Origin of the sequence: Roseiarcus fermentans (assembly GCF_003315135.1) — a bacterium.
GTDB classification, from domain to species: domain Bacteria; phylum Pseudomonadota; class Alphaproteobacteria; order Rhizobiales; family Beijerinckiaceae; genus Roseiarcus; species Roseiarcus fermentans.
Window position 1 is genome coordinate 1 of record NZ_QNRK01000062.1, and the last position, 18,095, is coordinate 18,095.

At 69.0% G+C, this 18,095-nt stretch carries 14 protein-coding genes and 1 pseudogene; 11 read left to right on the plus strand and 4 right to left on the minus strand.

What is annotated here, in order from left to right; all coding sequences use genetic code 11:
* Nucleotides 1-159: 159 nt before the first annotated feature.
* Together DFR50_RS30570 and DFR50_RS30575 are read right to left on the minus strand one after the other, a co-directional pair.
* A complete protein-coding gene (locus DFR50_RS30570) occupies nucleotides 160-450 on the minus strand; it encodes a type II toxin-antitoxin system RelE/ParE family toxin (RefSeq protein ID WP_113894046.1) in 291 nt (96 codons plus the stop codon).
* Nucleotides 438-716 carry a CopG family ribbon-helix-helix protein gene (locus DFR50_RS30575; protein ID WP_113894047.1) on the minus strand — a complete coding sequence of 93 codons (279 nt, stop codon included), beginning with the start codon at nucleotides 714-716 and terminating at the stop codon, nucleotides 438-440. Before DFR50_RS30575 ends, DFR50_RS30570 begins: the two co-directional genes overlap by 13 nt.
* A 556-nt stretch (nucleotides 717-1,272) precedes the next feature.
* On the opposite strand from DFR50_RS30575, the gene DFR50_RS30580 reads away from it, so the two are divergent.
* The 11 genes from DFR50_RS30580 to ppdK all read left to right on the plus strand — a co-directional run bounded on the left by DFR50_RS30580 (nucleotide 1,273) and on the right by ppdK (nucleotide 17,026).
* On the plus strand, nucleotides 1,273-1,845 hold the full coding sequence (locus DFR50_RS30580) for a PadR family transcriptional regulator (RefSeq protein WP_170153456.1): 573 nt from the start codon (nucleotides 1,273-1,275) through the stop codon (nucleotides 1,843-1,845).
* Nucleotides 1,842-3,272 (plus strand): MDR family MFS transporter, encoded by a 1,431-nt coding sequence (locus DFR50_RS30585; protein ID WP_113894049.1) that lies wholly within the window; start codon nucleotides 1,842-1,844, stop codon nucleotides 3,270-3,272. The genes DFR50_RS30580 and DFR50_RS30585 overlap by 4 nt, the downstream gene beginning before the upstream one ends.
* A 234-nt stretch (nucleotides 3,273-3,506) precedes the next feature.
* Nucleotides 3,507-4,094 carry an ANTAR domain-containing response regulator gene (locus tag DFR50_RS30590; RefSeq protein WP_113894062.1) on the plus strand — a complete coding sequence of 196 codons (588 nt, stop codon included), beginning with the start codon at nucleotides 3,507-3,509 and terminating at the stop codon, nucleotides 4,092-4,094.
* Nucleotides 4,091-5,263: a CmpA/NrtA family ABC transporter substrate-binding protein gene (locus DFR50_RS30595; protein WP_113894050.1), complete on the plus strand. Its 1,173-nt coding sequence runs from the start codon at nucleotides 4,091-4,093 to the stop codon at nucleotides 5,261-5,263. Before DFR50_RS30590 ends, DFR50_RS30595 begins: the two co-directional genes overlap by 4 nt.
* Before the next feature lie 385 nt (nucleotides 5,264-5,648).
* Nucleotides 5,649-6,857, plus strand: a complete 1,209-nt coding sequence (locus DFR50_RS30600) for a nitrate/nitrite transporter (RefSeq protein ID WP_113894051.1) — start codon at nucleotides 5,649-5,651, stop codon at nucleotides 6,855-6,857.
* 90 nt (nucleotides 6,858-6,947) lie between these two features.
* Nucleotides 6,948-9,467, plus strand: coding sequence for a nitrite reductase large subunit NirB (gene nirB, locus DFR50_RS30605; protein ID WP_113894052.1), 2,520 nt, complete (start codon nucleotides 6,948-6,950; stop codon nucleotides 9,465-9,467).
* Nucleotides 9,464-9,817 carry a nitrite reductase small subunit NirD gene (gene nirD / locus DFR50_RS30610; RefSeq protein ID WP_113894053.1) on the plus strand — a complete coding sequence of 118 codons (354 nt, stop codon included), beginning with the start codon at nucleotides 9,464-9,466 and terminating at the stop codon, nucleotides 9,815-9,817. The genes nirB and nirD overlap by 4 nt, the downstream gene beginning before the upstream one ends.
* On the plus strand, nucleotides 9,817-12,495 hold the full coding sequence (locus tag DFR50_RS30615) for a nitrate reductase (protein WP_113894054.1): 2,679 nt from the start codon (nucleotides 9,817-9,819) through the stop codon (nucleotides 12,493-12,495). The genes nirD and DFR50_RS30615 overlap by 1 nt, the downstream gene beginning before the upstream one ends.
* Nucleotides 12,496-12,624: 129 nt before the next feature.
* Entirely contained in the window at nucleotides 12,625-13,713 is a 1,089-nt protein-coding gene (gene hrcA, locus DFR50_RS30620) for a heat-inducible transcriptional repressor HrcA (protein ID WP_113894055.1), read from the plus strand.
* Between the two features lie 28 nt (nucleotides 13,714-13,741).
* Nucleotides 13,742-14,311, plus strand: a complete 570-nt coding sequence (locus DFR50_RS30625; protein ID WP_113894056.1) for an HdeD family acid-resistance protein — start codon at nucleotides 13,742-13,744, stop codon at nucleotides 14,309-14,311.
* Nucleotides 14,312-14,347: 36 nt separating this feature from the next.
* Nucleotides 14,348-17,026 carry a pyruvate, phosphate dikinase gene (gene ppdK, locus DFR50_RS30630; protein WP_113894058.1) on the plus strand — a complete coding sequence of 893 codons (2,679 nt, stop codon included), beginning with the start codon at nucleotides 14,348-14,350 and terminating at the stop codon, nucleotides 17,024-17,026.
* Between the two features lie 255 nt (nucleotides 17,027-17,281).
* Here the strand turns inward: ppdK and DFR50_RS30635 are convergent, their stop codons facing one another.
* Both DFR50_RS30635 and DFR50_RS30640 read right to left on the minus strand, forming a co-directional pair.
* Nucleotides 17,282-17,566, minus strand: a complete 285-nt coding sequence (locus DFR50_RS30635; RefSeq protein WP_113894060.1) for a HigA family addiction module antitoxin — start codon at nucleotides 17,564-17,566, stop codon at nucleotides 17,282-17,284.
* Between the two features lie 16 nt (nucleotides 17,567-17,582).
* Nucleotides 17,583-17,861: pseudogene (locus DFR50_RS30640) on the minus strand (type II toxin-antitoxin system RelE/ParE family toxin); the annotation flags it as partial.
* Between the last annotated feature and the right edge of the window lie 234 nt (nucleotides 17,862-18,095).

Consider the following 18,095-nt stretch of genomic DNA (forward strand, 5'->3'; position numbering starts at 1 on the left):
GCCTCCCTGCGGGACGCAAAACGCGGATCATCCCAACCTTCCGGTGGTATCCTTTTCGATGTCGCCGCCGGTCCCCTTTCGGATGTCGTTTGACACGGGGCCAAATTCCGATGCCCGCTCCGGATTCGTCACACCATCCGCAGGCCCGTCGCAAGCACCCTACCACCCCGCCTCTTTCTGATGTCGAACCGCGAGAATGGTCACCGCGTCGTCGTCGATGCGATAGCGAGCGACATACCCGCTTTGCCCGAAGCCGATCAGCCATTCCCGATATTGCTCGGGCAGGTCGTCGATCAGACGGCCCATTCGAGGATGCGAGCCGAGCGCCTTCACGCCTTGCCGGATCGCCTCCCCGGCCCGGCGCGCCGCGTCCGGACTTTTGGGACGCAGAAATTCGCGCAGCGGTTGCAGGTCCCGGATCGCCGCCGGCGCGAACGTCACGCGTGGCATGCGGGGGGCGGCACCTCGTCGTCGGTTCCCCAGCTCGCCAGCCACCGATCGGTTTCCTCGCCGGTCGCATGCAGGCCGGTGGCCTGAAACTCCTCCCACGCCTTGAGTGTGTCACGATTCAAGGCCTCGCGCTTTTCCTCGCGCTCGACGTACTGGGCGATCGCCTCGCGCATGATCCAGTGCGCAGTGCGGCGGCGAGCGTCGGCAAGGTGTTGCACACGCCCCTTGAGTTCGTCATCGAGCTTGATGGATGTCGCCGTCGCCATGCGGTCTCTCGCAGCAAGTGGTATTACCTTTTGCTAGACTAGCCCGCCCACGCTCACCTGTCCAATCGGGCTCCCGATCGCGATCCTCGCAACGCGACGGGTCGAGCGCGCGAGGGGTCGCTCCTCGCCAGGGGCCGAACCCGGACGCACGGTCCCGTTCATCCCATGAGTTACGGTGCGAGAGTTGCGGCGACACGAGCGTTACGTGACACGCCCGTAATTGACGAAGTCTCCGCGTCTCGTTGCCGATGCGTAAGCTCTGCCCAACTGAAGCGAGGGGTAAATACGGTCGTGTCACCGTAATTCGCGGCGATCCTTGTTCCGGTCAGTCTGATTGTCGATCGGCCGTGGACCAGAGGTGCGGGGCAACATGACCGGCCCTCCGACGAGGCTCGTCAGGCGGGGCCGCAATCGCGTCGCGGCCGCTCGGGTTGCGCGTCAGAGCAGGCACGCCGGCCGAACGGCGGAAACGGGCGCGGACACGCGGCGTAACGATGGGTCGCCCGGCGGCGCCTGCGCAGTTGACATGCGCGACTACTTTCGCGAGACTAGTCGTATGTCAAGCATCCGACTCTACATCCTCGGCGCGCTCGCCAACGAGGGCGAGATGCACGGGCACCAGCTCCGCCAGCTCGCGGACAAGGAGTACGTCACCCTGTGGACCGACATCTCCGTCGGCGCCCTCTACGGCGCGCTCAAGCGCATGGCGCACGAGGGGCTCATCGAGGAGTCGCGTACCGAGCGGGAGGGCGGCTACCCCGAACGCCAGATCTGGCGGATCACCGCCGAGGGCCGCATGGCCCTCGCCCGATTGCGCGAGGAGGGGCTCGGCGAGGTCGTGTTCCGCCCCGACCCGTTCGACCTCGCGATGTCGCGACTGGACCGCGATCGGCTCGACGAGTTCCCGGCCGTGCTGGAGCTCCGCCTGCAGCGGCTGCGCGCGATGCTCGCCCACGAGCGCGTCAAGATCGAGGAGATCGCGCAGAACCTGAGCGTCAACGAGAAGTTCGTCGTGCGCCACCGCGACGCCCGGCTCGAGGCCGAGATCGCCTGGCACGAATCGCTGCTGGAGAGGCTCCCTGAGATCCTCGCCGACGAGAAGAAACGTCAGAAGGAGAACCGCCGATGACCGCCCCCACTGAGCCGTTCTCGCCTGCTCTACGCCGATCGGTGGGGGTGGTGATGATCGGCGCGTCGCTGTCGTTTCTGGACTCGACGGTCGTCAACGTCGCCGTGCACACCCTGTCGGTCGACTTGCACGCCGGACTGGGGACGGTGCAGTGGGTGGTGACCGCCTACCTGCTCGCGCTCGCCGCGGTCGTCCCCCTGACCGGCTGGGCGGCCCGCCGGTTCGGCGCCGCCCGACTGTATGTCGCCGCGCTGGCGGTGTTCACCGTCGGTTCGGCGTTGTGCGCGTGCTCGCAGAGCGTGGGAATGCTGATCGCCTCCCGGGCGCTGCAAGGCGTCGGCGGCGGGGCGATCATGCCGGTCGGCACGATGATCTGGACCGCGCAGTCCTCCAAGGCGCAGATCGGGCGGGTGATGAGCCTGATCGCGGCGCCGATGGTGCTCGCCCCGACGCTCGGACCCACCATCGGCGGTCTGCTCATCCAATACATCGACTGGCGGGCGATCTTCTGGCTCAACGTCCCCTTCGGCGTCGTCGGCGTCGTGCTCGCCCTGCGGCTCCTGCCCCGGGGAAAGGGAGGCGACGGGGGACGGCTGGATGTGACCGGCCTGATCCTGGCCTGCGCCGGGACCGTGGGCATCACCTACGGCCTGGCGGAGCTCGGCGCCGCGGCTGGGCTGGACACGGCCGCCATCGTTGCGCTGCTGGTCGGACTGGCCGCCCTGGTCGGCTTCGTCGTGCACGCCCTGCGGGCGAAGCGGCCGCTGCTCGACCTCGGGCTGTACGCCAGCCGAGCGTTCACCGCCGCGTCGATCGCCACGTTCGCACTCGGCGCCGCGATGTACGCCGGGATGATCCTGACGCCTCTGTACTTCCAGATCGTCCGCGGCGAGGACGTGATCCTCGCCGGGCTCCTGGTGGCGCCGGTCGGGCTCGGCGCATTGCTCGCGGCGCCGTTCACCGACCGCTACGGCGCCGGGATAACCGCCTTCACGGGCGCCGTTCTGCAGGTGGTCTCGACCATCCCGTTCGTGTTCCTGACCGCCACCACCCCCTACACCCTGCTGTGCCTCGTCATGGTCATCAGAGGCGCCGGGTTCACCCTGTCGATCACCCCGGTCATGGCCGCCGCCTACCGCGCCCTGCCGCCGAACAGGATCCCCGACGCCACCCCGCAACTCAACATCCTCCAACGCGTTGGCGGCGCGATCGGAACAGCCGTGCTCACCGTCATCCTCGACGGCCAACTCCGCCACAACCCAACGCCCGCCGGGCAGGCCAGCGGATTCGGGACCACGTACCTATGGGTGCTCGCGATCACGATCGCCGCCACTGTCCCCACCATCCTGCTCGCCTACACCGAACACCACGCCCGCCGCCGCGCCAACGCGTCCAAGCTCGAGGAGGCCGTCGATGCCGGCCACTGATAATGACACGCCCGTCATTGACGAAGTCTCCGCGTCTCGTTGCCGATGCGTAGGCTCTGCGCAACCGACGCGAAGAGTAAATACGGTCGTGTCACCGGAATTCCCGAGACCGCGCGGAGGAAAGGGGGAATTGCGCCGGGTGCGGGCGTCGAGGACCCACGAGGGCCGCAATGCGTTCGCGGTCCAGCGCCCGGGGAATTGACCATCGCCGGCGCTCGATGCGATCGATTGCTGATGTCGCTGAAGATCCTGGTGGTCGATTCGGATTCGGAGCGCGCGCGCTTGCTCGAGCGGACGCTGAGCGGCGCCGGATTTTCGCAGGTCGTCCGCGTGGGCGGCGGCGCCGACCTCGTCGAGGCGGTGCGCCGGATCGCGCCCGACCTCGTCATCTTCGACATGGCGCTCCCGGATCGCGACGCGTTGGAGGGCGTCCGGGCGCTGTCGTCGAGCGCGCCGCGGCCGATCGTGATGTTTTCGGACAAGGACGATCCGGCCTTCGTCGAGGACGCGATCGCCGCTGGCGTTTGTTCGTACAACCTCTCCGGCGTCTCCAACCGCGACATGAAGGCGATCGTCGCCTCGGCGGTCGCGCATTTCCGCCGCTATGCACGCGTCGAAACCGAACTCGCGGCTGCGAACGCGCAGCTCGAAGAGCGCCGCATCGTCGAGCGCGCCAAGGCCCTGCTGATGGCCGAGCGCAAGGTGACCGAGCCGCAGGCCTACCGCTGGCTGCGCAACAAGGCGATGAACGACAATCGCCGCATCGCGCAGGTCGCCGCCGACCTGATCAAGGACCAGGACGCCGATGGGCTACTCAAATGAGTGACGCTGTCTCCCCTTCCCGCGCCGCCCCCGGCCGGAAAATCGCGATCGGCCTGTTGCGGCTGACCGATTCGGCGCCGGCGATCGTCGCCCACGCGTTCGGCTTCTTCGCCGACGAGGGACTCGACGTCGCGCTGTCGGTCGAGCCGTCCTGGGCCAACGTCGCCGACAAGCTGGCCTTCGGCGCGCTCGACGCGGCGGTGATCGTCCCGCCGCTCGCCTTCGCCGTGTCGCTCGGCCTGCGCGGACCAGCCGAGCCGCTGATCATTCCCTATAACGTGAGCCTCGGCGGGGACATGATCACGCTCGCCAAAGACCTTGCCGCGCAGCTTCGCGACGATGCGCGCGGGGTCGGCTACGCGGCCGCGCTGGCGGCGCGGCTCAAGGCGTCCGAAGGCGAGCAGACCCTGGCGGTCGTGCACGATTATTCCACTCACAATCTCATTTTGCGGTATTGGCTCGCGGCGGCCGGCGCGCTCGCCGAGCGCGACTACGCCGTCATCGTGACGCCGCCGGCGCGCATGGTCGAGGCGCTGGGGTCGGGCAGGATCGCCGGCTTCTGCGCCGGCGCGCCCTGGGGCGACATCGCCGAACGCGCGGGCGTCGGCGCGACGGTCGCGACATCCGGCGACGTCTGGCGCAATGGGCCGGGCAAGGCGCTCGCGGTGCGCGAGCGGTGGGCCGAACAGCGCCCGGAGGCGCTTTCCGGCCTTCTGCGCGCCCTCTATCGCGGCGCGCGCTTCTGCGACGCGCCCGCCAATGCGACCTACGTCGCCGCGCTGCTCAGCCGCCGCGCCTGGCTCGCGGTCGACAGCCACGCGATTCTCTCCTCGCTGCCGGGCACCCACGGGCGCAACGAGACGCTCTTCCACGGGTCGGCGGCGACCTATCCGTGGCGGTCGCACGCGCTCTGGTTCCTGACCCAGATGACGCGCTGGGGCCTGGTCGAGCCGGGCCTGCCGCTGCGCCCGATCGCCGAGCGCGTCTACCGCCCCGACCTCTACGCCGCCGCGCTGGCGCCGGTCGGCGCGCCGATCCCGGCGTCCGACCGCAAGCGCGAGGGCGAGCATGCGGCGGATTGGTCGCTTCCCGCCTCGCCGGCGCCGATCCCGATGGGCCCGGACATCTTCTGCGACGGCGCCGTGTTCGATCCGGAGACGATCGTCTGAACCAGGTTCATCCGCGGCGAAGCGGACGATCGGCGCGGCGAGGCGGTCCGGGAGGCGCGCGGCCGGCCGGCGGACGCCGCCGGCGCGGCCTTTTGTTGTGCATTGCACAAAGTCTGATCAACGCGCGCGGGCAATTGGCGCGCGTCACAAACCCGCCGCTGACCTAAGCCCTTGATTATCCTCAGCCCATCATTGGCATAGTCCTTGCTTGATAAGCGCTGCTCGCGTCTTGGATCGACGAGAGCTGGCGACGCTCCAACGACGGGGCGGGCCATAGCAGGCGGCGATTTCGCCGCCTTGATCGATCGGCGAGCCAATGGCGGTTCGTCCCCGGGCAGCAGGTCCGGCGGCGCGCGTGACGCGTCGGGATTGAAAGCGTCCTCCCATGAACCGCGGTTTTCTGCGCGCCGGGCATCTGCCCACGCTTTTCTCAGCGTTCCTGTATTTCGACGTCAGCTTCATGGTTTGGGTGATCCTCGGACCTCTCGGCGTCTTCATCGCCAGGGATCTCCATCTCTCGTCGGCTGAAAAGGGCCTGATGGTCGCGACGCCGGTGTTGGCCGGCGCCGTTCTGCGCATCGTGGCCGGCGTCCTCGCCGACTATCTGAAGCCTCGCCTCGCCGGCGTCATCATGCAGACGATCGTGATCGGCGGCCTCGCCGCCTTCTGGGCTTTCGGCCTGCAAACCTTCGCCTCGACGCTCGCCCTCGGAATCGTGCTCGGCGTCGCCGGCGCGTCCTTCGCCGTCGCGCTGCCGCTCGCCTCCTACTGGTACCCGCCGGAGCATCAGGGCGCGGCGCTGGGCGTCGCCGGCGCCGGCAATTCGGGGACTGTGCTCGCCGCGCTGTTTGCGCCCTCGCTCGCGGTTCTGTTCGGGTGGCGGAACGTGCTCGGCCTCGCCATCGTGCCGCTGGCGATCGTGCTCGCGCTGTTCGTCGTGCTCGCCAAGAACAGCCCGCATAGTCCCGCCCGGAGGTCGCTCAAGGACTACGCCGACGTGTTGAGCCACGCCGACGCGTGGTGGCTGATGGCCTTCTACTGCGTCACCTTCGGCGGCTTCGTCGGCCTCAGCTCGTTCCTGCCGATCTACTTCAACGACCAGTACGGCCTGTCCCCGGTCAACGCCGGCTACGCCACGGCGGCCTGCGTATTCGCCGGCTCGTTCGTCCGGCCGATCGGCGGCGCGATCGCCGATCGCATCGGCGGCGTCAAGGCGCTGAGCTTCGTCTACGGCCTCGTCGCGGTGCTGGTCCTGATCATCAGCCGCGGACTCCCCGACCTGACCGTCGCCCTGCCGATCATCGTCGTGACCATGGGGGCGCTCGGGGCCGGCAACGGCGCGGTGTTCCAGATCGTGCCGCAGCGCTTTTCGCGCAACGTCGGCGTCGTCACCGGCCTCGTCGGCGCGACCGGCGGCGCCGGCGGTTTCTATCTGGCCGCCAGCCTCGGCTACGCCAAGCAGTTCGCCGGCGGCTACGGCCTCGGCTTTGCGGTCTTCGCCTGCCTTGCGCTCGCCGCCCTGACCGCGCTCACCGCCGTCAGCATCCGGTGGCGCCGCACCTGGCTCAGCCGCGCCGACCTCGCCGCCGCCTGAAGCCGTCGCTCGCCGCCGGCCACGCGCCGGCGGCGCTCCCCCGAGATTCGCCGTGCGCTCGTCACGCGCGCCCAGACCGGAAGTCAGTCCATGCACCATGTCCAGAAGGAAGCCCTCGAGGCCGCGGCGTCTCCCGCGCCGCGCCAGCGCCTCGTCATCGTCGGCAACGGCATGTCGCCGGGGCGCGCGCTCGAGAAACTGTTCGAAGCCGCGCCCGAGGCCTACAAGGTCACGATTTTCAACGCCGAACCGCGCGTCAACTACGACCGCATCATGCTCTCCCCGGTCCTGTCGGGCGAGAAAACCTTCGACCAGATCGTCATTCACGGCGACGGCTGGTACGTCGATCACGGCGTCACGCTCTACAAGGGCCACCGCGTCGTCGCCATCGACCGCGATGCGAGGACGGTGACGTCCGAACACGGCGTCGTCGAGCCCTATGACAAATTGATCATCGCCACCGGCTCGACGCCGATCGTCCTTCCCGTGCCCGGCTGCAAGCTCGCCGGCGTGCTCACCTACCGCGATCTCGACGACGTCACCGCCATGCTGCTCGTCGCCAGGTCGCGCGGCCACGCCGTGGTGATCGGCGGCGGGCTGCTCGGGCTCGAAGCCGCCATCGGCCTCCGCGAGCAGGGGATGGAGGTCAGCGTCGTCCATCTCATGCCGACGTTGATGGAGCGCCAGCTCGACACGCCCTCGGGCCTCCTGCTCGCGCAGGCGATCGAGGCGCGTGGCGTCAGGGTCCACACCGGGGCCAACACCCGGGAGATCCTCGGCACGGACCCGGGCGCCGGCCCGTCGCGCGTTCGCGCCGTGTTGCTCGACGACGGGACCGAGCTTCCGGCCGACCTGGTCGTCATGGCGGTCGGCATCCGCCCGAGCGCAGCGCTCGCCCGCGACGCCGGCCTTGCGGTCAATCGCGGCATCGTCGTCGGGCCGGACATGCGCACGAGCGACCCCGACATCTTCGCGCTCGGCGAATGCGCCGAGGCGCGCGGCCAGTGCTTCGGCCTGGTCGCGCCGCTCTACGAGATGGCGGCGATCGTCGCCGCCCAACTCGCCGGCGACGCGACGGCGGCGTTCAACCCGAGCGCGACCGCGACCAAACTGAAGGTCACCGGCATCAACCTCTTCTCCGCCGGCGATTTTTCCGAAGGCGAGGATCGCCAGGAGATCGTGCTGCGCGACGCCGCCCGCGGCGTCTATCGCCGCCTGGCGCTGAAGGAAGACCGCCTGATCGGCGTCGTGCTCTATGGCGACGTGGCGCACGGCGCCTGGCTGTTCGACCTGCTGAAACGCGGCGCCGACATTTCGGACCTGCGCGAGACGATGATGTTCGGACCGGGCGCCGCGGGAGGCGCCCCGCTGGACCCTACGGCGGCCGTTGCAGCGTTGCCGGATGATGCGGAAATCTGCGGCTGCAACGGCGTATGCAAGGGCAAGATCGTCGACACCATCAGGGCGAAGGGCTTGAGGAGCCTCGACGGCGTTCGCGCTCACACCAAGGCGTCGGCGAGTTGCGGCTCCTGCACCGGCCTGGTCGAGCAGGTGATCAAACTCACCCTCGGCGACGCCTACGAGGCCGCCTCCGTCCAGCCGGTCTGCGGCTGCACCGCCCTCGGCCATGACGATGTGCGCCGCCTGATCGTGGCGAAAGCGCTCAAGTCGATACCCGCCGTCATGCAGGCGCTGGACTGGACGTCCTCATGCGGCTGCGCGAAATGCCGTCCGGCGCTGAACTACTATCTGCTGGCGGCCTGGCCGGGCGAATACCAGGACGACGGCCAGTCGCGCTTCATCAACGAGCGCGTCCACGCCAACATCCAGAAGGACGGGACCTACTCGGTCGTGCCGCGCATGTGGGGCGGCGTGACCAGCGCCGCCGAACTGCGCGCCATCGCCGATGTGGTCGACAAGTTCGCGATCCCGACGGTGAAAGTCACCGGCGGCCAGCGCATCGATCTTCTCGGCGTGCGCAAGGCGCAGTTGCCGGCCGTCTGGGCGGACCTGAACGCCGCGGGGCTCATTTCCGGCGCGGCCTACGCCAAGGGGCTGCGCACGGTGAAGACCTGCGTCGGCTCCGACTGGTGCCGCTTCGGCACGCAGGATTCGACCGGCCTCGGCGTCAAGCTGGAGAAATTCCTGTGGGGCTCGTGGACGCCGGCCAAGGTGAAGCTCGCCGTCTCCGGCTGCCCGCGCAACTGCGCGGAAGCGACCTGCAAGGACGTCGGCGTGATCTGCGTCGACAGCGGCTACGACATCGTCTTCGCCGGCGCCGCCGGACTCGACATCAAGGGAACCGAGGCGCTCGGCCACGCCGAAACGGAAGCGGAGACGATCGAAATCATCGCCGCCCTCGTCCAGCTCTACCGCGAGCAGGGTCGCTATCTCGAGCGGATCTACAAATGGGCGAAGCGCGTCGGCGCGGCCGCGATCAAGGCGCAGGTCGTCGACGACGCCGAGAAGCGGCGCGCGCTCTACGATCGCTTCGTGGTCTCGCAACACTTCGCCCAGACCGACCCGTGGGCCGAACGCGTCGCCGGCAAGGACGCGCACGAGTTCGTCCCGATCGCCGACCTCGCCCTCGCCGCGGAGGGACGCCGATGACCGAAACGATCTGGACCGATGTCGGCGCGCTCGATCAGGTTCCGCGCCTGGGCGCACGGGTCGTGCGGACGCCGCAGGGCTGCGTCGCGCTGTTCCGCACCGTCGACGACCGGGCCTTCGCGCTGGAGGACCGTTGCCCCCACAAAGGCGGCCCGCTGAGCCAGGGCATCGTGCACGGCGCGAACGTCACCTGCCCGCTGCACAATTGGGTCCTGAGCCTGGAGACGGGCGAGGCCCAGGGCGCCGACGCGGGGCGCGCGGCGACCTTCCCGCTCAAGGTCGAAGCGGGACGCATCCTCGTCGACCTGTCCGCCCTCGCCGGACAGCCGGTTCTGGGAAAGGCGTCGTGATGAGCGAGGAGTGGACCCGCACGACCTGCCCCTATTGCGGGGTCGGGTGCGGCGTGCTCGCGCGCCCCCGCGGCGACGGCGGCGCCGAGATCAAGGGCGATCCGGAGCATCCGGCCAATTTCGGCCGGCTGTGCGCCAAGGGTTCGGCGCTCGGCGAAACCCTGTCGCGCGACGGTCGGCTGCTGCGGCCGATGGTCGACGGCGCCGAGACGGATTGGGACGCGGCGCTGGACCGCGTCGCGCGGCGTTTCGCCGAGACGATCGCGGCGCACGGCCCCGACAGCGTCGCCTTCTACGGATCGGGGCAGCTGCTCATCGAGGACTATTACGTCGCCAACAAGCTGATGAAGGGCTTCATCGGCACGGCCAACATCGACACCAACTCCCGCCTTTGCATGGCCTCGTCGGTCGCCGGCCACCGGCGCGCCTTCGGCTCGGACACCGTGCCGGGAAGCTACCGGGACCTGGAGGAGGCCGACCTCGTCGTGCTCGCCGGCTCCAATCTCGCCTGGTGCCATCCGGTGCTGTTCCAGCGTCTGCTCGCAGCGCGCGAGACGCGCGGAACGACGATCGTCGCCATCGACCCGCGCGCGACCGCGACGACCGCGGCGGCCGACCTGCATCTCGCGATCGCGCCGGGCGCGGACGTCGCCTTGTTCAGCGGTCTGCTCGCCCATCTCGCCGAGACCGGCGGCGTCGACCTGCGATTCATCGCGGCGCACACGGTCGGCTTCGAGCCGGCGCTGGCCGAGGCCCGCGCCTTCGATCTCGCCGCCGCGGCGAGAACGACCGAACTCGCGCCCGAGGCGCTGACGGCCTTCTACGATCTCTTCGCGCGGACCGAGCGCGTCGTCACCGTCTATTCCCAAGGCGTCAACCAGTCCTCGGCCGGAACGGACAAGGTCAACGCGATCCTGAATTGCCATCTGGCGACCGGCCGCATCGGCCGGCCGGGCATGGGGCCGTTCTCGGTGACCGGCCAGCCCAACGCCATGGGCGGGCGCGAAGTCGGCGGCCTCGCCAACATGCTCGCCGCCCATATGGACATCGACAACCCCGAGCACCGCGGCATCGTCCAGGCGTTTTGGGGCTCGCCGACGATCGCGGCGAAGCCGGGCCTGAAGGCGGTGGACCTGTTCCGCGCCGTCGAGGACGGCCGGGTCAAGGCGCTGTGGATCATGGCGACCAATCCGGTCGACAGCATGCCGGAGGCGAACCGGGTGCGGGAAGCGATCCGCAACTGCCCGTTCGTCGTCGTCTCGGACGTCTGCGCGACCGACACGACGGCGCTCGCCGACGTGTTGCTGCCGAGCGCGGCCTGGGGCGAAAAGGATGGGACCGTCACCAATTCCGAGCGGCGGATGTCGCGCCAACGGGCGTTCCTCGCTCCGCCGGGCGAAGCGCTGCCGGACTGGCGCCAGGTCGCCGAAGTGGCGGCCCGCCTGGGCTTTGGCGACGCCTTCGCCCATCGTTCGCCGGCCGGGATTCTCGGCGAATACGCCCGCCTCACCGCAACGCGGAACGGCGGCCGCCGCGACCTCGACCTCGGCGCGCTCGCCGGAATCTCGGACGCCGAATACGACGCGCTGACCCCGTTCCAGTGGCCGCGCCGCGCGGGCGAAGCGCCGGCCGAGACGCGCTTCTTCGCCAACGGCGGCTTTTACCACGCCGACCGCAAGGCGCGTTTCGTGTCCACGCCCTTCCGGGTTCCGGCTGCGCGGACGAGCGTAGGCTTTCCCTTCATCCTCAACACCGGCCGCATCCGCGACCAGTGGCACACCATGACCCGCACGGCGAAGACGCCGCGGCTGACGGGGCATATCGGCGAACCCTTCGTCGAGATCCACCCGGCCGACGCCGAAGCGCTCGGGGTGAAGCCGGCCGACCTCGCCGAGATCGAGAGCGCGCATGGGCGCGCGATTCTGCGCGTGGTCGTGACCGAGCGGCAGCGGCCGGGCTCGCTGTTCGCCCCGATGCACTGGACCGATCAATTCGCCTCGCAAGGGCGCATCGACGCGGTGACGAGTTCCGCCGTCGATCCCGTCTCCGGCCAGCCGGAACTGAAGATCACGGCGGTCTCGGCGAAGCGCTTCCAGGCCGCCTGGTACGCTTTCGCGGTGTCGCGCGCGCCTTTCGAGACCGACGGGGCGGATTATTTCGCCCGCGCGCCGGCGCGCGGCGGCTGGCGGGCGGAGCTTGCGGGCCTCGAAGAGCCCGCCGACTGGACGGCCTTCGCGCGCAAGGCGCTGGCGCTCGGCGAGGCGATCGAGATCGTCGCCTATCACGACGCCGCGGCCGGTCAGCGCCGGTTCGTCGCTTTCGCGGCAGCGACATTCGCCGGCGCGTTTTTCGTCGCGCGCGAACCGGTCGCGGCGGCCCGCGCCTGGCTCGGCGAACGCCTCGGCGAGCGCATCGCGACGGAAGAGCGCTTGCGGCTGCTCGCCGGGCGCCCCGGCGCCGACGTCCGCGACCGCGGCGCCACCGTTTGCGCCTGCTTCGACGTCGGCCGCAACGAGATCCTCGAGGCGGCGGCGCAAGGTTGCGCCACCGTCGCCGCCGTCGGCGCGCGCCTCGAGGCCGGAACGAATTGCGGCTCCTGCCGCGGTGAAATCGCCCGGCTGGTCGGCGCCGAAGCGAATGCTCCCCGGCCGGGCGGCGGGTTGCGAAAGGCGCTGTAGAGGTCGTCCGCGCGTGCATCTTCGGCACGGCCGCCAGCGCGCGCTCGCAAGCGCCGACGGCGCACGCGACGATCGGGCGCGCCCCTGTCGCCTTGCGCCGCGGCGCCCTTCCCGGCATTGTCCTCGACCATGGCTTCACCCGCCGATCGCCCGGCCGCCGAAACGGGCGCGCTCGCGAACCTGAACGCACGCTCGCGCGAAATCTTCCGGCGCATCGTGGAGTCGTATCTGACGACCGGCGAGCCGGTCGGCTCCCGCCACCTGTCGCGCATGCTGCCGGTCTCGCTGTCGCCCGCCTCGGTGCGCAACGTGATGCAGGACCTCGAGGAACTCGGCCTCATCTACGCCACGCACGCCAGCGCCGGGCGGCTGCCGACCCAGCAGGGCCTGCGCTTTTTCGTCGACGCGCTGCTCGAGTTCGGCGATCTCGGCCGGGAGGATCGGGCGCGGATCGACGCCCAGGTGCGCGCGGCGGCCGAAGGCGGCGGCTTCGAGGGCGCGCTCGCCGAGACGACGAGCGTTCTCTCCGAACTCACCCGCGGCGCCGGCGTGGTGCTGACGACCAAGTCGGACCCGTCGCTCAAGCACGTCGAATTCCTGCGCCTCGAGCCGGAGAAGGCGCTCGCGATCCTGGTCGCGGAGGACGGCTCGATCGAGAACCGCGTGATCGTCACGCCCGCCGGCCTCCCGGCTTCCGCCCTGGTCGAGGCCGGCAACTACCTGAACGCCCGGGTGCGGGGGCGCACGCTGGCCGAGGTGGCCGCCGAAATCGAGAGCGAGCGGAGCCGGGCGCGCGGCGAACTCGACGCGATCGCGGCCCGGCTGGTCGATGCGGGCCTGGCGTCGTGGGCGGGCGCGGTCGAAGCGCGCGACCGCCTGCTGGTGCGCGGCCAGGCCAATCTTCTGGGCGACGTCCGGGCGGCCGAGGACATCGAGCGCATCCGGACCCTGTTCGCCGACCTCGAGACCAAGACCGACGTGATCGAACTTTTGCATCGGGCCGAAACGGGCGACGGGGTGAAGATCTTCATCGGCTCGGAGAGCAAGCTGTTCTCCCTGTCCGGGTCGTCGATGATCGCAGCCCCCTTGCGCGGCGGCGCGCACCGGTTCGCCGGCGTCCTCGGCGTCATCGGCCCGACGCGGCTGAATTATGGCCGCATCGTGCCGATGGTGGAATACGCCGCGCAGGTGCTGGCCGATCTGAAGCGATCGCGCTGACGATCGGGCAAGGGAAAGGAAGCGGGCCATGGCGAATCCCATGACGTCGACGCACAGCCTCGGCCCGGGAATCGAGCGCCTGGAGGCGAAATGGGCGGAGATCACCGCCTTCGGCGTTCTTCTTGTGGTCCTCGGCTTCGCCGCGCTCGCCTTCTCGCTCGCCGCCGCCATCGCCCTGGTGACGCTCAACGGGGTGCTGTTCCTGATCGGCGGCGCGGCCGAGATCGCCATCGGCGCGCACGCGCGAAGCGGGGGCTCGTTCTTCCTCTGGGTGCTCGGCGGGACGCTCTATCTGGCCGCTGGCCTGATCTGCATCGTCAATCCGGCGCTGGCCTCGGTGGCGCTGACCCTGCTGCTCGGCGCCGGCCTGATCGCCGCCGGCTTTGTCCGACTCCTGTTAGCCTTTCGGCTACCGCCCGTTCCGCCTCGCCTGCTGGTATTCGTTGCAGCGTCGGTCACAATTCTTCTCGGTCTGGTCATCGTCGCCCATTGGCCGATGGACAGCGTTTACGTGTTGGGAACCCTGCTGGGCGTCGACCTTCTGTTTCACGGGGCAGGCTGGGTGAGTTTCGGACTGGGATTGCACTCGCGGAGCTGACCTTCGTGGCGGCCGCGCTCTTGTAAGGAGCCAACAATGACGAAATGGGTCTATTCCTTCAGCGCCGAGCGCGCGGAAGGACGGGGGGAAATGAAGAACCTGCTCGGCGGCAAAGGGGCGAACCTGCACGAAATGGCCCATCTCGGCCTGCCCGTGCCGCCCGGCTTCACCATCTCCACCGAGCTGTGCACCTACTTCTACGCCAACGGCAAGACCTACCCCTCCGATCTGGCGGAGCAGGTCGACGCCGCGGTGGCGGAAGTCGGGCGACAGACCGGCCACGTCTTCGGCGACCCGGGCAATCCGCTGCTGCTCTCGGTGCGCTCGGGCGCGCGCGCCTCGATGCCGGGCATGATGGACACCGTCCTCAACCTCGGCCTCAACGACACCTCGGTGCTCACCCTCGCCAAGACCTCCGGCGACGAGCGCTTCGCCTACGACAGCTACCGCCGCTTCATCCAGATGTATTCGAACGTCGTGCTCGACGTCGACAGCCATAACTTCGAGGACATCCTCGAGCACTACAAGGACGGCAAGGGCTACTCGCTCGACACCGACCTCAAGGCCGACGACTGGCGCAAGGTCATCGTCGAGTACAAGGCCAAGGTCGAGGAGGCGACCGGCAAGCCCTTCCCGCAGGAGCCGAAGGATCAGCTCTGGGGCGCGATCGGCGCGGTGTTTTCGTCGTGGATGAACGCGCGCGCAATCACCTATCGCCGCCTCAACAACATTCCCGCCGACTGGGGCACCGCCGTCAACGTGCAGGCGATGGTGTTCGGCAACATGGGCGAGACGTCGGCGACCGGCGTCGCCTTCACCCGCAACCCGTCGACCGGCGAGAACGCCCTCTACGGCGAGTTCCTGGTCAACGCCCAGGGCGAGGACGTCGTCGCCGGCATCCGCACGCCGCAGAACATCACCGAAGTCGCGCGCAAGGCCGCCGGCTCCGACAAGCCGTCGCTCGAAACCATCATGCCCGAGGTGTTTCACCAGTTCGTGGCCACGACGCAACTGCTCGAGAAGCACTATAAAGACCTGCAGGACATGGAGTTCACCGTCGAGCGCGGGAAACTCTGGATGCTGCAGACCCGCAACGGCAAACGCACGGCGAAGGCGGCGCTGAAGGTCGCGGTCGACATGGCCAACGAGGGCGTGCTCAGCCGCGAGGACGCGATCATGCGGGTCGAGCCCAGCGCGCTCAACCAGCTTCTGCATCCGATGCTCGACCCGAAGGCCAAGCCCGCCCCGATCGCCACCGGACTGCCGGCTTCGCCCGGCGCCGCCAGCGGCGAGATCGTGTTCTCGGCCGACGACGCGGAAGCAGCCAGCAAGGCCGGCCGCAAGACGATCCTGGTGCGCGTCGAAACCTCGCCTGAGGACATTCACGGCATGCACGCCGCCGAGGGCATCCTGACCACCCGCGGCGGCATGACGTCGCACGCGGCGGTGGTGGCGCGCGGCATGGGCAAGCCCTGCGTCTCCGGCGCCGGCACGATCCGCATCGACTACGCCAAAGGGACGATGACCGCCGGCGGCGTGACGCTCAAGAAGGGCGACATCATCACCATCGACGGGGCCGCCGGACAGGTGATGGCGGGCGCCGTTCCGATGATCAAGCCGGAGCTGACCGGCGAATTCGGCACGCTGATGACCTGGGCCGACGAGGTGCGCCGCATGAAGGTGCGCGCCAACGCCGAGACGCCGACCGACGCGCGCACCGCGCGCTCGTTCGGCGCCGAAGGCATCGGCCTGTGCCGCACCGAGCACATGTTCTTCGAGGGCGACCGGATCGTGGCGATGCGCGAGATGATCCTGGCCGAAACCGAAGAGGGCCGGCGCGCGGCGCTCGCCAAGCTCTTGCCGATGCAGAGGCAGGACTTCGCCGAGCTGTTCGAGATCATGAGCGGCCTGCCGGTCACGATCCGCCTGCTCGACCCGCCTTTGCACGAGTTCCTGCCCAAGACCGCGGCGGAGATGGAGGAAGTCTCCAAGGGCATGGGCGTTCCCGTCGACAAGCTGCGCGCCCGCGCGGCCGAACTGCACGAGTTCAACCCGATGCTCGGCTTCCGCGGCATCCGGCTGGCGGTCGCCTATCCGGAAATCGCCGAGATGCAGGCGCGCGCCATCTTCCTCGGCGCGGTCGACGCCGGCAAGAAGACCGGCAGTCCGGTCACCCCGGAAATCATGCTGCCGGTCATCTTCGGCAAGCAGGAGTTCGATCTGGTCAAGCCGATCATCGTCGCCGCGGCGGAAGCGGTGGCGAAGGAGACCGGGGTCACGGTGCCCTATCATGTCGGCACCATGATCGAGCTGCCGCGCGCGGCGCTGCGCGCGGGCGAGATCGCCGAGAGCGCCGAATTCTTCTCGTTCGGCACCAACGATCTCACCCAGACCACGCTCGGCATCTCGCGCGACGACGCGGGTTCCTTCCTCGGCCTCTACACCGCCAAGAACCTGCTGCCGACCGATCCGTTCGTGTCGATCGACACGGTCGGCGTCGGCGAATTGATCAAGATCGCGGTCGAACGCGGCAAGGCGACCCGGCCCGACATCAAGCTCGGCGTGTGCGGCGAGCACGGCGGCGATCCGGCCTCGATCGCCTTCTGCGAGGACGCGCGTCTCGACTACGTGTCGTGCTCGCCGTTCCGCATCCCGATCGCCCGCCTCGCCGCGGCGCAGGCGGCGCTGCACCGCAAGGCGCACTCGACCGCGTGACCGGCGACGGCATGGGCCGACACAACGAAGGGGCGGCATCTCGCCGCCCCCTCTGGCGCGCGGCGCGCGCGCCCCCCCTCACATCAGCGAATCGAGAAAGAGCGCCTGGGCGTTATTGAGCAAGCCCAAGCACCGCTGCGCACCGCACCTAAACGAACTCATACTTGCTGAAAACCATGTCCCTTATTTCTTTGACCCAGCAAGATATAGGGCTGGGATTACGGATTGCGGTGACTTGCCCACAAAAGTCCGTTCTCACGCCGCCTCCTCCCGCGCGACAATCCCGGAATAGTCGTGCTCCGCTTCCGCCTTCGACAGGTCGTAGGCGGCCTGAAGGTTGATCCAGAAGCGCGGATCGACACGGAAATACCGGCCCAACCGGATCGCGGTGTCGGCGCTCACGTCCCGCCGCCCCCGGACAATGTCAGAAATCCTGTTGCCGGGAACGTCCAGCGCCCGGGCCAGTTCGTTCGCCGACAGGTCGAGCGGCTTCATGTACTCCTCCAGGAGGACTTCCCCCGGATGTGTGCGCATGCGCATTGGCGGCCTCCCGCTCGTGATAGTCTACAACCGAAACGGCGTCTGGACCGGCTTCCGTCCAGACAAAGACGACACGCCAACGGTCGTTGACGCGGATCGAATGCTCGCCCGCCCGATCGCCCTTCAACGCCTCCAGCCGGTTTCCCGGCGGCGAGCGGAGCGTGTCCAGCGTCGGAGCGGCGTCCAGCATATCGAGTTTCCGCGCGAGCACGCGGTCGACTTGCCGCCACCGGGCCGGACACGTCCCGTGGCGGAAATACCGCTCGGTATCCTCGTCACCGAAACCGACGATCATCCGGACAGTATACGATACGTAATGCATATCGGCAAGGGGGACTTCGTCCCCGCCCAGGGCGATCGCATTTCAAAACAGGGTGAGGAGGCGGGCGAGGTAGGCTTCGTCCCAACCGGCTCGTTTGAACTTGCCGCGGAGTGAGCCTTTCTCGCCGTCTTTCTGCATGACGTTCAGGACCATGTGGCGGAGAACGGCGAGATTTTCGGGACCGTTGCCCAGACGGCTGCGGTCCTG

Coding starts and splice junctions, on each gene's coding strand:
- DFR50_RS30580 (WP_170153456.1), top strand. CDS start 1,273: ATGTCAAGCATCCGACTCTACATCCTCGGCGCGCTCGCCAACGAGGGC.
- DFR50_RS30585 (WP_113894049.1), top strand. CDS start 1,842: ATGACCGCCCCCACTGAGCCGTTCTCGCCTGCTCTACGCCGATCGGTG.
- DFR50_RS30570 (WP_113894046.1), bottom strand. CDS start 450: ATGCCACGCGTGACGTTCGCGCCGGCGGCGATCCGGGACCTGCAACCG.
- DFR50_RS30615 (WP_113894054.1), top strand. CDS start 9,817: ATGAGCGAGGAGTGGACCCGCACGACCTGCCCCTATTGCGGGGTCGGG.
- nirB (WP_113894052.1), top strand. CDS start 6,948: ATGCACCATGTCCAGAAGGAAGCCCTCGAGGCCGCGGCGTCTCCCGCG.
- DFR50_RS30600 (WP_113894051.1), top strand. CDS start 5,649: ATGAACCGCGGTTTTCTGCGCGCCGGGCATCTGCCCACGCTTTTCTCA.
- hrcA (WP_113894055.1), top strand. CDS start 12,625: ATGGCTTCACCCGCCGATCGCCCGGCCGCCGAAACGGGCGCGCTCGCG.
- ppdK (WP_113894058.1), top strand. CDS start 14,348: ATGACGAAATGGGTCTATTCCTTCAGCGCCGAGCGCGCGGAAGGACGG.
- nirD (WP_113894053.1), top strand. CDS start 9,464: ATGACCGAAACGATCTGGACCGATGTCGGCGCGCTCGATCAGGTTCCG.
- DFR50_RS30590 (WP_113894062.1), top strand. CDS start 3,507: ATGTCGCTGAAGATCCTGGTGGTCGATTCGGATTCGGAGCGCGCGCGC.
- DFR50_RS30575 (WP_113894047.1), bottom strand. CDS start 716: ATGGCGACGGCGACATCCATCAAGCTCGATGACGAACTCAAGGGGCGT.
- DFR50_RS30595 (WP_113894050.1), top strand. CDS start 4,091: ATGAGTGACGCTGTCTCCCCTTCCCGCGCCGCCCCCGGCCGGAAAATC.
- DFR50_RS30635 (WP_113894060.1), bottom strand. CDS start 17,566: ATGCGCATGCGCACACATCCGGGGGAAGTCCTCCTGGAGGAGTACATG.
- DFR50_RS30625 (WP_113894056.1), top strand. CDS start 13,742: ATGGCGAATCCCATGACGTCGACGCACAGCCTCGGCCCGGGAATCGAG.